The following is a 14,137-nucleotide window of genomic DNA, read 5'->3' as shown; positions in this document are numbered from 1 at the left end:
ATACTGAGCGAGCGCTTAGAGTGCCCGCTCAGAGCAGCACGGCACATGGCCGCAAGGCCACTCGGCCTCAGAGCTTCTCGAAGGGGTCGTGCTCGGCGAGGAGCTTCTCCAGGCGGGCCTGGTCGACGCGGCTGACAATCTGGCCGGCCTCCTGCCGGTCCCGGACCACCTTGGCGAGCGTGAACGCGGAGGTGACGAGGTACAGCACGGCGATGCCCAGGAAGGCGCGCACCCAGGTGTCGGCCTCCAGCTTGAAGATGCCGATGGCGGTCGCCACGATCGCGACGCCGAACGAGGCGATCGCCTGGACGTGGAAGGCGGCGGTGGACTGCTGCTTGACCTGTGTCTCACTCATGCGACCAGGGTCGGCGGAGGCGGCCGGAACCACATCCGCAGACCTACTCAGGTCGCGTACTCAGAACGCCGAGACCCCGGTCAGCGCACGGCCGATGACCAGCTTCTGGATCTGGCTGGTGCCCTCGTAGAGCGTCATCACGCGGGCGTCGCGCAGCAGCTTGCCGGCCGGGTACTCGTCGATGTAGCCGTAGCCGCCGAAGACCTGGAGCGCGTTGTTCGCGGCGCGCACCGCGGCCTCCGAGGCGAAGAGCTTGGCCTTGGAGGACTCGGTGGCGAACGGCTCGCCGCGGTCGACGAGATCCGCCACGCGCCAGGTGAGCAGCCGCGCCGCGTCCACGTCCACGGCGATGTCGCTGATCAGTTCCTGTACGAGCTGGTGGCGGGCGATGACCTTGCCGAACTGCTCGCGCTCGGTCGCGTACGTCACGGCGGCGTCCAGCGCCGCCTGGGCGATCCCCACGCAGCCCGCCGCCACCGACATCCGGCCCTTGGCCAGCGCGGACATGGCGACGGAGAAGCCCTTGCCCTCGGGGCCGAGCATCGCCGAGGCGGGGACGCGGACGTCCTGCAGGACCAGTTCGGCGGTGGCCTGGCCACGCAGTCCGAGCTTGCCGTGGATGGTGCGGCGGCTGAGGCCGGGGGTGTCCGTCGGCACCAGGAAAGCGGAGACGCCCCGGTGGCCGGGGGCGTCCGTCGAGCGGGCGAAGAGCAGGACGACGTCCGCCCAGGTGCCGTTGGTGATGAACGTCTTGGTGCCGTTGACGACGTACTCGTCGCCGTCGCGGACCGCCTTCGTCGACAGGTTGCCCGCGTCGGAGCCGGTGCCCGGTTCGGTGAGGCCGAAGCAGCCGACGTGATCGCCGGAGGTGAGCCCGGGCAGCCACCGGCGCTTGTGCTCCTCGCTCCCCCACGACGCGACGGTCTTGGCGACCAGGCCGAGCGAGACCGAGACGATGCCGCGCACCGAGGAGTCGCCGCGGCCCAGTTCCTCCGTCACGAGGCAGTACGCGAGGTGGTCGCCGCCGGAGCCGCCGTACTCCTCGTCGACGGTGAGGCCGAGGAAGCCGACCTCGCCGAGCTTCTTGACGATCGAGCGGTCCACCTCCTCCGCACGGTCCCAGGCGATCACGTTCGGGGTGATCTCGCGGGCGACGAAATCCCTGGCCAGCTGCCGGACGGCGATCTGCTCCCCGCTGAGTTCCAGGTTCACTGTGATCAACCCCTGCTTTTAATTAGCACTGCTAGTTTCTGATGCGCAGCCCTACTATGTGCGCCATGGCCCGACCGCGCAAGCCCCTCCTCAGCACCGACCGCATCGTCGGGACGGCACGGACACTCGTGGACTCCGAGGGGCTCGCCGCGGTGTCGACGCGGCGGCTGGCGGCGGAACTGGGGGTGAGCGGACCGTCCCTCTACAACCACTTCCGCACGAAGGACCAGATCCTGGAGGCGGTCGCGGACTCCGTGAGCGCGCAGGTCGACCTGTCGATGTTCGAGGACGGGCGGGACTGGCGGACCGCGCTGCACGACTGGGCCGTGTCGTACCGGGCCGCGCTGCGCGACCATCCCAACATCGTCCCCGTCCTGGCGCGGGGGCCCGGGCGGCGGCCGGCCGGACTGCGGCTCGCGGACGCGGTCTTCGGGGGGATGGTGGCCGCCGGATGGCCCGCGGCGCAGGCGACGTCCATCGGGGCGGTGATGCGGTACTTCGTGACGGGGTCCGCGCTGTCGTCGTTCGCCGGCGGGTTCGTGGACGACGAGGCGGCGTACGATCCCGCGGACTATCCGCACCTCGGGCAGGCGCATCTGCTGGCCGAGCAGCAGGAGAAGATCGACGAGCGGGCCTTCGAGACGGGGCTGCGTGCGTTGCTGGACGGGTTGGCCCTGCAGTTCGAGGCGCTGCGGGGGGAACGGGGCGGGTCACTGCGGGGCTGACCGCCGGAGGGGGCTGCTCGCACCCTTCCCCGCGCCCCTCCCGGAAGGGGGTGCATGGTTCGGCAAGGGCCGAAGTGTGGGGGACGCATGCTGGTGGCATGACCTTTTCGCGTTCGGGGGCCGGGCTGGCGGCGCTGGCCGGGCTCTTCGCCGATGTGACCCGGGCCGGGTTCTTGCTGGCGTTGCTCGACGGGCGGGCCTGGACCGCCGGGGAACTGGCACGGCACGCCGGGGTCGCCGCGTCCACGGCCAGTGAGCATCTGAGCAGACTGGTCGCGGGCGGGCTGCTCACCGAGGAGCGGCAGGGGCGGCACCGGTACGTACGCCTGGCCGACGCCCGGGTCGCCCAGCTCGTCGAGGACCTCGCCGCCCAGGTCGCGCCCGCGGCCGCCGTACGGCCGCGCACCCTGCGCGAGGCCGGCGCCCGGAGCGCGACGGCCCGGGGCCGCACCTGTTACGACCACCTGGCCGGCCGCCTCGGCATCGCGGTCACCGACGCCCTCACCGGGCTCGGGCTGCTCCGCCAGGACACCGGGTTCGCGCTCACCGACGAGGGCGTGCGCTGGTTCGAGGACATCGGCGTCCCTCTCGTACGCACCGGCCGCCGCCCTCTCGCCCGTGCCTGCCTGGACTGGACGGAACGGCGCCCTCATCTCGCCGGGGTCGCGGGCGCCGCGTTCTGCCATCACGCCCTGACCGCCGGCTGGTGTGTACGCATCGGCTCGGAACGGGCGGTCAAGGTGACGGAGACCGGCGAGCGGGTCCTCTCGCACCTACTGGGCATCCAGGCGGAAACCCTGCGATGAACGAAAGACCGGGACGCAGCCCCGTCCTTCAGGGGCGAGGGAACCGCGCGCCCGGCCCCCGCCGGCCCGCGGACACATCACCACGCCACCGGGCGGAGCGGCCGGTCCGAAAAGCGCGAGCCCTTTTCCGCCACCCCACCTAGCCTCTGGAACGTGATGAACTCCCGCCCGACCACCCCTCGCGCAGAACTGCTCGCCGCCGCGGCGGCGAGCCTCACCGTGCTGCTGTGGGCCTCCGCCTTCGTCTCCATCCGCAGCGCCGGCGAGGCCTACGCGCCCGGCGCGCTGGCCCTGGGACGGCTCCTCTCCGGCGCGCTGGTCCTCGGACTGATCTGCCTGGTCCGCCGGGAGGGCCTGCCCGCACGGGCCGCGTGGCCGGGGATCGTGGTGTCCGGGCTGCTCTGGTTCGGGCTGTACATGGTGGTCCTCAACTGGGGCGAGCAGAAGGTCGACGCGGGCACCGCCGCCCTGGTGGTGAACATCGGGCCGCTGATCATGGCCCTGCTCGCGGGACGGCTGCTCAAGGAGGGCCTGCCGTCGCGGCTGCTCGCCGGGATGGCCGTCTCCTTCGTCGGCGCGGCGGTCGTCGGCCTGTCCATGTCGGGCGAGGGCGGCGCCTCCGTACTCGGTGTGCTGCTCTGCCTGGTCGCCGCGTTCGCGTACGCGGGCGGTGTGGTCGCCCAGAAGCCCGCCCTGCGGCACGGTTCCGCGCTCCAGGTGACGACGTACGGGTGCGCGATCGGGGCGGTGGCCTGCCTGCCGTTCGCCGGGCAGCTGGTCTCCGACGCCCAGGGTGCCCCGCTGTCGGCGACCCTCAACATGCTGTACCTGGGCGTCTTCCCGACCGCGCTCGCCTTCACCACCTGGGCGTTCGCGCTGGCCCGTACGACGGCCGGGCGGATGGGCGCCACGACGTACGCGGTGCCCGCGCTGGTGGTCCTGATGTCCTGGGCGGTGCTCGACGAGGTGCCGGGCTGGATCACCCTCGCCGGCGGTCTGGTGTGCCTCGCGGGGGTGGCGGTGTCGCGGTCCGGCCCGCGGGCGGGAGCGGCCCCGGCCGCCGCGGAGGTCACCCCCGCCACGGCGGTCGGCGCGGCCGCGGAGCCACGGCCCGAACGCTCCTAGCGGTTCCGGCGGTTCCGGCGGTTCCGGCGCTCCTGGCCGGCGGCGTGCACCGGCCGGGGAGCTGGAGCTCAGAACATCACCAGCGCCCGGCCGCCCTTGCCCGCCAGCATGTTCTCGAACGCCGACGGGATGCCGTCGAGACCGATCCGTTCCGTGACGAGGGCGCCCAGGTCCAGCCGTCCGGCCCGGACGTGGTCGGCGAGGATCGGCAGGTCGCGGGCGGGGTCGGAGTTCCCGTAGACGCAGCCGGCGAGCGTGCGGCCCCAGTGGAAGATCTCCAGCGCGTTGAAGGTGACCTGCTGGTCCTTGCCGCCGATGCCGACGACCGTCGTACGGCCGCCGCGGCGGGTGGACTCCCACGCGGTACGGATCGTCACGGCACGCCCCGCGCACTCCACGGCCACGTCCACGCCCTGCCTGCCGGTCAGGCCGCGGATCTCGCGGGCTGTGCCGTCCGAGGCGATCACGTACTCGGTGGCGCCGGCCTCACGGGCCAGGGCCTCCTTCTCCGGCGACACGTCGACCGCCACGATCGTGGCGGCACCGGCGATCCGGGCGGCCTGGATCGCCGCGAGTCCCACCCCGCCGACCCCGAAGACGGCCACGGTCTCGCCGGGCCGGACCTGGGCCGAGTAGCGCACGGCCCCGTAACCGGTCAGTACGGCGCAGCCGAGCAGCGCCGCGTCCGCCAGGGGGATCCCGGCGGGCGCCGGCAGTACGCATGCGGCGTCCACCACGGTCTCCTCGGCGAACGCGGCGACGTTCAGGCCGGGGTGGAGGTCCGTGCCGTCGGCGGAGCGATGGGCGTAGACGTTCGCGGCCCCGGCCAGCGCGTTGGCGCACAGCCACACCTCGCCCAGCGAGCAGGCATGGCAGCTCCCGCACGAGGGGGCCCAGTTAAGTACCACCTCGTCGCCGGGGGCGATGTGCCCGACCCCGGGTCCGACGGAGAGGACGGTGCCCGCCCCCTCGTGGCCGAGCACGGCGGGCACCGGCAGCCGCATGGTGCCGTCGGTCAGGGAGAGGTCGGAGTGGCAGACCCCGGCGGCGGCGAGGCGGATACGGACCTGCCCGGGGCCGGGTTCCGGCAGGTCGATCTCGGTGATCTCCAGAGGAGAGCCGACGGCGGGCAGCACAGCGGCGCGGGTCATGACGGACAACGCTCCCGGGACTCTAGGGCTGTAGGACTCTTGAACTGCAGAACCGGTCGGTTCCGACCGGTTCTGGCCGGTTATAGCCAGCTCCGGTCAGAACTGGAGGGACTTGGTCTGGAGGTACTCGGACAGGCCGTGCGAGCCCAGCTCGCGGCCGACGCCCGACTGCTTGTAACCGCCGAAGGGCGCCCGGGGGTTGAAGCGTCCGCCGTTGATGTCGACCTGCCCGGTGTCGAGGCGTCGCGCGAAGGCCACGGCCTCCGCCTCGTCCCCGGCCCAGACGGCGCCCGCGAGCCCGTACACCGTGCCGTTCGCGATGCGCAGCGCGTCCGCCTCGTCCTCGTACCGGATGATCGACAGGACCGGGCCGAAGATCTCCTCCTGCGCGATGGCCATCCCGGGCTCGACATCCGCGAAGACGGTCGGGCTGACGAAGTAGCCCGGCTTCCGCGGGGCTTCGGGACCGCCCGCGACGAGCCGCGCGCCCTCACCGACGCCCTTCTCGATGTACCCCACCACGCGTTCGCGCTGTTTGGCGTTGACGACCGGGCCGATGCGCTCGCCGTACTTCGCGGCGGCGTCGGCGGCCAGCGCGACGGCCTCGTCGTACTGGGAGTCGTGCACCAGCATGCGGGTCCAGGCGCTGCACGTCTGGCCGGAGTTGGACATCACGTTGGCCACGCCGACGTTCACCGCCTTGGCCAGGTCGGCGCTCGGCAGGATGACGTTGGCGGACTTGCCGCCGAGTTCCAGGGCGACCCTCTTGACGGCCGCGCCGGCCGTCGCGCCGATCTGCCGGCCGACGGCCGTGGAGCCCGTGAAGGAGACCAGGTCCACCCCCTCGTGCTCGGCGAGCGCCTGGCCGGCGACCGGTCCGAGGCCGGTGACGAGGTTGAAGACACCGGCCGGCACGCCCGCCTCGTGGACCGCCTCCGCGAAGAGCTGCGCGGTCAGCGGGGTGTCCTCGGCGGGCTTCAGCACGACGGTGCAGCCCGCCGCCAGCGCCGGGGCGACCTTGGCGACGATCTGGTGCAGCGGGTAGTTCCAGGGCGTGATCGCCCCGACGACGCCGACCGGTTCCAGGTGGACGGTCGAGTTCCCGACCTTCTCCTCGAAGGCGTACGAGGCGGCGAGGTCCGCGTACGAGCCGGCGACCGCGATCGGCGCGCCGACGTGCACGGCCTGGGAGAACTTCAGCGGTGAGCCGAGTTCGGCGGTGACCGTTTCGGCGATCTCGTCCTTGCGTGCGACGAGGACGTCCCGCAGGGCGCCGATCCGTGCGGCGCGCTCGGCGGGCGGGGTGGCCGCCCAGGCCGGGAAGGCGGCGCGGGCGGCCCGTACGGCGGCGTCGACGTCCTCGATCGTGCCCGCCGGTACCAGGGCGATGACCTGCTCGTCGACCGGGTTCACGACGGCGATGGTCTCCGCCCCCGCCGCGGGGCGCCACGCGCCGTCGATGTACATGCCGTCGTGTGCCTTCATGCGTTCCTCCCGGGAGGGGCGTCGTCGTCCGGTCCCAACCTAGCCGTCGTCCGCGCCCAAAACTAGCGCTGTTAGTTTTGAGGTGCCAGGGGCACGGTCGCCCCCGGCCGCAGGGCGCCGGCCTTTTCCCCGGTCACGGGCCGGCCCATGACCTGCCGGCCGATCGTCGCGAGGTCGCGCGGATCCCGGAACCGGAAGGTCCGTCCGGCAGGCACGGGCGTCCCCCGATCCGGTGGGCGTGGCTGCCGCCGCCCGCGGGCCCGGTGAGGTCGCCGGCCCCGGTCGGCGACCGCGCCCCGTCTCACCCCTCCAGGTCGGGCAGGCGTGCCGGGGCCGGGCAGATGCGTGCGCCGTGCCGGTCGAAGACGAACAGGTGGGCGAGGTCCACCAGGAGCGGGACCTGCATGCCGTGACGCAGCGTGTGGTCCGGTGTCGTACGGACGATGAGGTCTCCCGGCAGCAGGGCCTCGGCCGACGGCTGTACGGTCCGGTCCGGTTCCGCGTCGGCAGGGTGTTCGAGGACCACGACGGGCCCGGCCCGCAGGGTGCCCGCCCGGTCCCGCAGCCGGTCGAGGACGCCGCCCTCCCGACGACGGCGGCGCCCGGCCGCCCGGGCGGCCGGGCGGGGTGCCTCCAGTTCCGGTACGCGTGCGGGCTGCGAACCGGTGTCGAGGTGGACGAGGACCTCGTGCCCCTGGAACTCCACATGCTCGACGAGGCCGCTGATCGCCACCTCACCGGGCCGGGCCCGCGACGGCCGGGCGAGACGGACGGCCTCGGAGCGCAGCCCGACGACGATCTCGCGGCCCTGCTGCACCCGGAGCAGCCGGTGGTCCGGGGACAGGGGCTCGGGCAGGACGAGGGCCTGGCGGCCGAGGCCGATCGACATGGCGCCGTCGAGCGGGGCGAGGACGACCCCTCGGAGCAGGTTGATCCTGGGCGTACCGATGAAGGCGGCGACGAAGACGTTCTCCGGCAGCGCGTAGACCGCGCGCGGGGTGCTGTGCTGCTGGAGGACGCCGCCGCGCAGGACGGCGACCCGGTCGCCCAGCGACATCGCCTCCGCCTGGTCGTGGGTGACGTACACGGTGGTGACGTCCAGTTCCCTGGTGAGCCGGGCCATCTCGGCCCGCAGGTGGTTGCGGAGCTTGGCGTCGAGGTTGGCCAGCGGCTCGTCCATCAGGAAGACGGAGGGGTGCCGGACGATCGCCCGGCCCATCGCCACGCGCTGGCGTTCCCCGCCGGAGAGCTGGTGGGGGAAGCGGTCCAGGAGGTCCTCGATGCCGAGCATCCGGGCCGTGGCCTCCACGCGTGGGCGGGGGTCCCGGCCGGGATCCTCGATCCGCAGGGGGAAGCCCATGTTCCCGCGGCCGCTCATGCTCGGGTAGAGCGCGTAGTTCTGGAACACCATCGCCATGTCCCGCTCGGAGGGCGGGAGATGGTTGGCGTACGCCCCGTCGAGCCGCACCTCCCCCTCGGTGGGCTCCTCGAGACCGGCGAGCATCCTCAGCACGGTCGACTTGCCGCAGCCGGACGGGCCCAGCAGCACGAGGAACTCGCCGGGCTCGATGTCGAGCGACAGCCGCTCCACCACGCGGATGCCCGGCGTGTAGGCCTTGCTCACCTGGTGCAGAGAGACGGCACGTGGCATGGGCCTGGACCCCCGGGGGTTCACGGGGCTCTGATGCTCCGCGGACGGATGCCCCGTACGTGTACGTACGGGACCTGTGAGTCACGGAAGCTAACGGACCGCGCATGTCCGGGGAACCCCTTGGACGTCCCGACTCAGCGGCCGCCGGGCCCCGTTCGGCGTTTGCCGAGTTCAGGCGCGGTCACGGTTCCGTCCCGTTTCCCGGCCGCCGCGGATCCGGCGGCGGTCCGGCCCCGCCGCAGTCCCAGGCCCGAGGCCACCAGCAGCAGCCCGCCCAGCATCACGAACGGCGCCGCCACACCCGCGACCCCCGCGATCAGCCCCGCCGCGGCGGGCGCCGCGACCTGGCCGAGCCGGTTGCCGGTCAGCCGCAGGGCGAGGGCGGTGGAACGGGCGCCGTCCGGGGCCGCCTGGACGACCGTGGTCATCGACAGGGGCTGGCCGACCCCCAGGCAGAAGCCCAGCACGGCGAGGACCACGGCGAGGCCCCGGACCGGCAGGGGCAGCGCGATCGCGGCGCACAGCAGGGCCGCCAGCAGACAGGTCGTGCCGAGCAGTGCGGCCCGGCCGAGGAGCCGCAGCATCGGTGTCATCACCAGCCGGCAGGCGATGGTCGCCGCCGCGCGCAGGCTGAGCAGCAGGCCGATCACGGAGGGCGCGATGCCCCGGTGCTCGCCGACCACCGGGAGGTAGGCGGTGAGGATGTCCGTCGCGGAGAGCACGGCGAGGCTGATGAAGATGCCCGCGGGCACGCCCCGGGTGCGCAGGATGCGGCCCACGGGCACGCGCGGGCCCTGCCCGGTGCGGGACGCGGTCGGCGTACGGTGCTCGATGCGCCACAGGGAGACGAACGCGAACGCCGCGACGCCGCCCGCGGCCAGCAGGGCGAGGGCGCTGGTGCCCGCCAGGTCGGGGCCGCCGATCAGGACGCCCGCGGCGACCGGTCCGACGAGCTGGCCGAGCGAGGCGCCGATGGTGAAGTGGCCGAAGTTGCGGTCCTGTTCGTGGGGCGCGGACTGGCGGGCCACGAGCGACTGGGCGCCGATCACGAAGGAGAGGTGCCCGAGGCCCATCACCCCGCTCCAGGCCGCCATCGCGGTGAGGGAGTCCGCCGTACCGCTGAGGGCGCAGCCCCCGGCGATGAGGACCACGCCCACGGGGAGCAGCGGGGCGCACCGGCCGTGGTCGGTCCTGCGGCCGAGCGGGACGGCGGCGAAGAGCGGCAGCAGCGCGTACACGCCGGCGATCACGCCGATCGCCCGCTCGTCGGCGCCGAGCGCGAGGGCCCGGTAGGAGACGGCGGGCCGCGCCATCGACACCGCCCCCTGCGCGAAGCTGAAGGCGATGACGAGGCGGAGCAGCCAGCCGCGGTTCCCACCGGGCCTCACCATGACGTTCTCCATCGGACGGGACCGGTCTCGCGGCCGGCGCGGGGCGTACCGCGGGACGCGCTCCGGGGCGGGCCCCGGCGCGGATCCCGGGTCAGATGATGCCGAACAGGATTCCGGCGCCGAGCACCACCAGCGAGGTGAGCGCCGCGTACTTGACCACGAATTTGGTGTGGTCGCCGAATTCGACCTTGGCCATGCCGACCAGCACGTACACGGCCGGGACCAGCGGGCTGGACATGTGCAGCGGCTGGCCGACCAGGGAGGCGCGGGCGATCTCCAGCGGCGAGACGCCGTGCGCGGCACCGGCCTCGGCGAGGACGGGCAGGACGCCGAAGTAGAAGCCGTCGTTCGACATGAAGTAGGTGAGCGGCAGGCTCAGGGCGCCGGTGACGAGGGCCATGTGCGGGCCCATGCCGTCGGGGATGCCCTCGACGAGCCACTTCGCCATGGAGTCGACCATGCCGGTGCCCTGCAGGACGCCGGTGAAGACGGCGGCGGCGAAGACCATGCCGGAGACGTTCAGGACGTTGTCGGCGTGGGCGGCAAGCCGTTCCTTCTGCTCCGGGATGTTCGGGAAGTTGACGGTCAGGGCGAGCGCGGCGGCGAGCAGGAAGAGGACCGGGATCGGCAGCAGCTCCATGATCATGGCGGCGACGAGGACCATCGTGAGCAGCGCGTTGAACCAGTACAGCCGGGGCCGCAGCGTCGGGCGGTTCGGGTCGAGACCCTGGAGGCGTACGTCGTCCTCCTCGGCGTCGGCCTGTCCGCCTGCGTCCGGGGCTCCGGTCCCGGTTCCGGCTCCGGTCCCGGTGCCCGCACCCCCCGTGGTCTTGGTGAAGCGCACCTTGCCGCCGCCCGAGTCGCCGGAGGCACCCGCGTCCGCGTCCACACCCGCACCCGCACCTGCACCCGCACCCGCGCCGACCAGCACCGTCTCGGCTGCGGTCTCCCGCTGCTCCTCCTCCAGGACCTCCGCCAGGCTCAGCACGCCGAGCCGGCGGCGCTCGCGCAGGCCGAGGACGTACGAAAAGGCGATCACGCAGACCAGGCCGACGGCGAGCGCCGGGATCATCGGGACGAAGATGTCGCCGGCGTCGAGCTTGAGCGCGGTGGCGGCGCGGGCCGTCGGGCCGCCCCAGGGCAGGGTGTTCATCACGCCGTTGGCGGTGGCGGCGACGCCGGTCATCACCACGAGGCTCATCTTCAGGCGCTTGTACAGCGGGTACATCGCCGAGACCGTGATCATGAAGGTGGTCGAGCCGTCGCCGTCCAGGGAGACGATCGCGGCGAGCAGGGCCGTGCCGACGACGATGCGCATCGGGTCGGCCTTGCAGAACTTGAGGATGCCCCGGACGATCGGGTCGAAGAGGCCGACGTCGATCATGACGCCGAAGTACACGATGGCGAACATCAGCATCGCGGCGGTGGGCGCGAGGGTGCCCACCCCTTCGATGACGTAGTCGCCGAGGTGGGCGCCTTTTCCGACGAACACACAGAAGAGTGCCGGGATCAGCACGAGCGCCGCGATCGGCGACATCTTCTTCATCATGATCAGGACCAGGAAGGTCGCGATCATGGTGAAGCCGAGGATGGTCAGCATGGATGGATACCTAACGTTCGCCCTTGAACTCCCACCAGGGCCGGCGGTCCGAGTGACGTTAGGTCGGGTCCACAAGTCTTAACAAGATGTTGACGTGCGAGCAATAAGCGCAAAACTCCTGGTCACAGCGTTCATTGTGGTCACGGCGCGGTGCCTGTCGGCGCGACCTCGACGGGTACGCCGTTGAGGACCGCGGTGCCGGACAGCGGGTCGAGCAGACTGCCGTCCAGCAGCTGGTTGACGTTGACACCGGGGTCCGCGGCGGCATGCCGCAGCCGGGTGCCGGGCCGGTCGTGCCCCCAGCCGTGCGGCAGGCTCACGACCCCGGGGCGTACGGCGTCGGTGACCTCGGCGGGGGCGACGACCTCTCCCCCGGCGCCCTTGACGCGGACGGGTGCCCCGTCGGTGACGCCGAGGCGTTCGGCGTCGTCGGGGTGGAGGTGCAGGGTGCAGCGGTTGGTGCCGCCGGTGAGGGCGGGGATGTTGTGCATCCAGCTGTTGTTGGACCGCAGGTGGCGGCGGCCGACCAGGACGAGGCCGTCGGGGCGCGAGCGCAGCGCGTCCCTGAGGCGCGGGAGGTCGTCGGCGAGGGGCCGCGGGAGCAGTTCGACGCGTCCGCTACGGGTCTTGAGGGGGCCCGGCAGGCGCGGCCGCAGCGGCCCGAGGTCGATGCCGTGGGGGTGGTCGAGCAGCCGGTGCAGGGTGAGGCCGTCGGGGCGTACGCCGAATCCGTCGCCGTACGGGCCCAGGCGCAGCATCATGTCGAGGCGGCGCTCGGGGCCGGTGTCGCCGGTGAGGGCGGCGGCGAGCTCGCGGGGGTCGCGGCCGTGCACCGGGGAGTGCGCTTCCTCGACGGCCTTGCCGAGGGTCCGGTCGATGACCATGGTGTCGACGGCGGCGGGATCGGCGCCGTGCAGGCCGGTCGCGGCGAGGACGAGCCGGGCGAGGATCTCCGTCTCGGCCATCCTGCCGGGTTCCAGCGGGACGGCGGCCCTGGTGTAGCGGACCTGGTTGCGGACGGCGAGGGTGTTGAAGGCGAAGTCGTGGTGCGGGCTCTGCGAGGGCGGGGGCGGCGGCAGCACGACGTCGGCGTGGCGGGAGGTCTCGTTGAGGTACGGGTCGACGCTGACCATGAAGTCGAGCGAGCCGAGGGCCTTGTCGAGGCGGTCGCCGTCGGGGGCGGAGAGGACCGGGTTGGCGGCGATGACGACGAGCGCGCGGACGGGCTCGCCCTCGGCGGTCGCGGTGTCGATCTCCTCGGCGAGCGCGGCGAGCGGCAGTTCGCCCTTGGCCTCGGGGTGGCGGCTCACCCGGCTGTGCCAGCGGCCGAGCGCGAAGCCGCGGCCGGGTCCGGCGGGGCGGGGCGTGCGGTCGGTGGCGGCCTGCGGGAAGAGGGCGCCGCCGGGCCGGTCGAGGTTGCCGGTGAGGATGTTGAGGACGTCGACGAGCCAGCTGGCCAGGGTGCCGTGCGGGACGGTGCAGCTGCCGATGCGGCCGTAGACGGCGGCGGTGGGCGCGGCGGCCAGTTCGCGGGCCAGCGCCCGGATGGTGCCGGCGTCGACGTCGCAGGCCCCGGCGGCGGCCTCGGGCGTGAAGTCCCTTACGGCGTCGCGGAGTTCGTCGACCCCCTGGACCAGTTCGCCGAGCGCGCCGAGATCGGTGAGCCGCTCCTCGAAGAGGACGTGCGTCATCGCCGCGAGGAGCAGGGCGTCGGTGCCGGGGCGGACGGCGACGTGCCGGTCGGCGAGCTTCGCCGTGCGGGTGCGGCGCGGGTCGACGACCGTCAGCGTGCCGCCGCGCGCCCTGAGGTCCTTGAGTTTGCCGGGGAAGTCGGGTGCGGTGCACAGACTCCCGTTGGACTCCAGGGGGTTGGCGCCGATCAGCAGCAGGTGGTCGGTGTGGTCGAGATCGGGTACGGGGATGGCGTTCGCGTCGCCGTAGAGGAGGCCGCTGGAGACGTGCTTGGGCATCTGGTCGACGGTGGACGCGGTGAAGACGCTGTGCGTGCCGAGGCCGGCGAGCAGGACGGCCGGGTAGAGGGCGCCGGCCATGGTGTGCACGTTCGGGTTGCCGAGGACGGCTCCGACGGAGTGCGGGCCGTGCCGTTCGACGACCGGGCGCAGTCCGGCGGCGACCGCGTCGAAGGCCTCCTCCCAGGTGGCCTCGCGCAGTTCGCCGTCCCTGCGCACCAGCGGGGTCCGCAGCCGGTCCGGGTCGCCGTCGGCCGCGCCGAACGACGCCCCCTTCGGGCAGATGAACCCCCGGCTGAACACGTCGTCGCGGTCTCCGCGCGCGCTCGTCACCCTGGTCCCCTCGATGGTGAGGGTCAGCCCGCAGGTGGCCTCGCAGAGCGGGCAGATGCGCAGGGCCGTGCGGGAGTCGGTGGTGGTGGACACGGGTCCTCCGGAGGGGTGGCGGCGACGGTGACGCACTGACCGGGCCGAGCATACCGACCGGTATGGACGGTGGGGAGGGGTCGCGGGGGTCACGTCGCGAATTCGCCTGCCGTACGACGCGGAACGGACGGGCGGGGAGGGGCGGGCGGGAACGGGCGGGCGGGAATCGCCGGACAGGCCCCAGGGCGTTTCTTTTGGATCAGCCCGGGTCCGCGGCGCCCGGCACGGCGCCTCGCGGCG

The 14,137-nt window shown here is 73.1% G+C and carries 11 protein-coding genes; 3 read left to right on the top strand and 8 right to left on the bottom strand.

Going from position 1 to position 14,137, the window contains the following annotated elements:
• Nucleotides 1-67: 67 nt before the first annotated feature.
• Both QFZ75_RS30755 and QFZ75_RS30750 read right to left on the bottom strand, forming a co-directional pair.
• Nucleotides 68-355 carry a YiaA/YiaB family inner membrane protein gene (locus QFZ75_RS30755; RefSeq protein WP_307542091.1) on the bottom strand — a complete coding sequence of 96 codons (288 nt, stop codon included), beginning with the start codon at nt 353-355 and terminating at the stop codon, nt 68-70.
• Between the two features lie 60 nt (nt 356-415).
• Nucleotides 416-1,567 (bottom strand): acyl-CoA dehydrogenase family protein, encoded by a 1,152-nt coding sequence (locus tag QFZ75_RS30750; protein WP_307544908.1) that lies wholly within the window; start codon nt 1,565-1,567, stop codon nt 416-418.
• A 65-nt stretch (nt 1,568-1,632) separates the two neighbouring features.
• On the opposite strand from QFZ75_RS30750, the gene QFZ75_RS30745 reads away from it, so the two are divergent.
• The 3 genes from QFZ75_RS30745 (at nt 1,633) to QFZ75_RS30735 (ending at nt 4,223) form a co-directional block, all read left to right on the top strand.
• Entirely contained in the window at nt 1,633-2,292 is a 660-nt protein-coding gene (locus QFZ75_RS30745; protein ID WP_307542089.1) for a TetR/AcrR family transcriptional regulator, read from the top strand.
• A 98-nt stretch (nt 2,293-2,390) separates the two neighbouring features.
• A complete protein-coding gene (locus QFZ75_RS30740) occupies nt 2,391-3,098 on the top strand; it encodes a helix-turn-helix transcriptional regulator (RefSeq protein ID WP_307542088.1) in 708 nt (235 codons plus the stop codon).
• Between the two features lie 156 nt (nt 3,099-3,254).
• Nucleotides 3,255-4,223: a DMT family transporter gene (locus QFZ75_RS30735; protein ID WP_307544906.1), complete on the top strand. Its 969-nt coding sequence runs from the start codon at nt 3,255-3,257 to the stop codon at nt 4,221-4,223.
• A 68-nt stretch (nt 4,224-4,291) separates the two neighbouring features.
• Here QFZ75_RS30735 and QFZ75_RS30730 read toward each other — a convergent pair whose 3' ends face one another.
• The 6 genes from QFZ75_RS30730 to QFZ75_RS30705 all read right to left on the bottom strand — a co-directional run bounded on the left by QFZ75_RS30730 (nt 4,292) and on the right by QFZ75_RS30705 (nt 13,897).
• Nucleotides 4,292-5,374: a Zn-dependent alcohol dehydrogenase gene (locus QFZ75_RS30730; RefSeq protein WP_307542087.1), complete on the bottom strand. Its 1,083-nt coding sequence runs from the start codon at nt 5,372-5,374 to the stop codon at nt 4,292-4,294.
• Between the two features lie 96 nt (nt 5,375-5,470).
• Nucleotides 5,471-6,859: an aldehyde dehydrogenase family protein gene (locus QFZ75_RS30725; RefSeq protein WP_307542086.1), complete on the bottom strand. Its 1,389-nt coding sequence runs from the start codon at nt 6,857-6,859 to the stop codon at nt 5,471-5,473.
• A 301-nt stretch (nt 6,860-7,160) separates the two neighbouring features.
• Complete coding sequence (locus QFZ75_RS30720) at nt 7,161-8,510, bottom strand: ABC transporter ATP-binding protein (RefSeq protein ID WP_307542084.1); 1,350 nt, start codon at nt 8,508-8,510, stop codon at nt 7,161-7,163.
• Nucleotides 8,511-8,644: 134 nt separating this feature from the next.
• Entirely contained in the window at nt 8,645-9,898 is a 1,254-nt protein-coding gene (locus tag QFZ75_RS30715) for an MFS transporter (RefSeq protein WP_307544904.1), read from the bottom strand.
• Nucleotides 9,899-9,992: 94 nt separating this feature from the next.
• Complete coding sequence (locus tag QFZ75_RS30710; RefSeq protein WP_307542082.1) at nt 9,993-11,501, bottom strand: CitMHS family transporter; 1,509 nt, start codon at nt 11,499-11,501, stop codon at nt 9,993-9,995.
• A 140-nt stretch (nt 11,502-11,641) separates the two neighbouring features.
• Nucleotides 11,642-13,897 (bottom strand): molybdopterin oxidoreductase family protein, encoded by a 2,256-nt coding sequence (locus QFZ75_RS30705; protein WP_307542080.1) that lies wholly within the window; start codon nt 13,895-13,897, stop codon nt 11,642-11,644.
• Nucleotides 13,898-14,137: the final 240 nt, after the last annotated feature.

Origin of the sequence: Streptomyces sp. V3I8 (genome assembly GCF_030817535.1) — a bacterium.
In the GTDB taxonomy this organism is placed as follows: domain Bacteria; phylum Actinomycetota; class Actinomycetes; order Streptomycetales; family Streptomycetaceae; genus Streptomyces.
The sequence above is the reverse complement of the archived record's forward strand: the minus strand, read 5'-3'. Positions and strand labels throughout refer to the sequence as shown.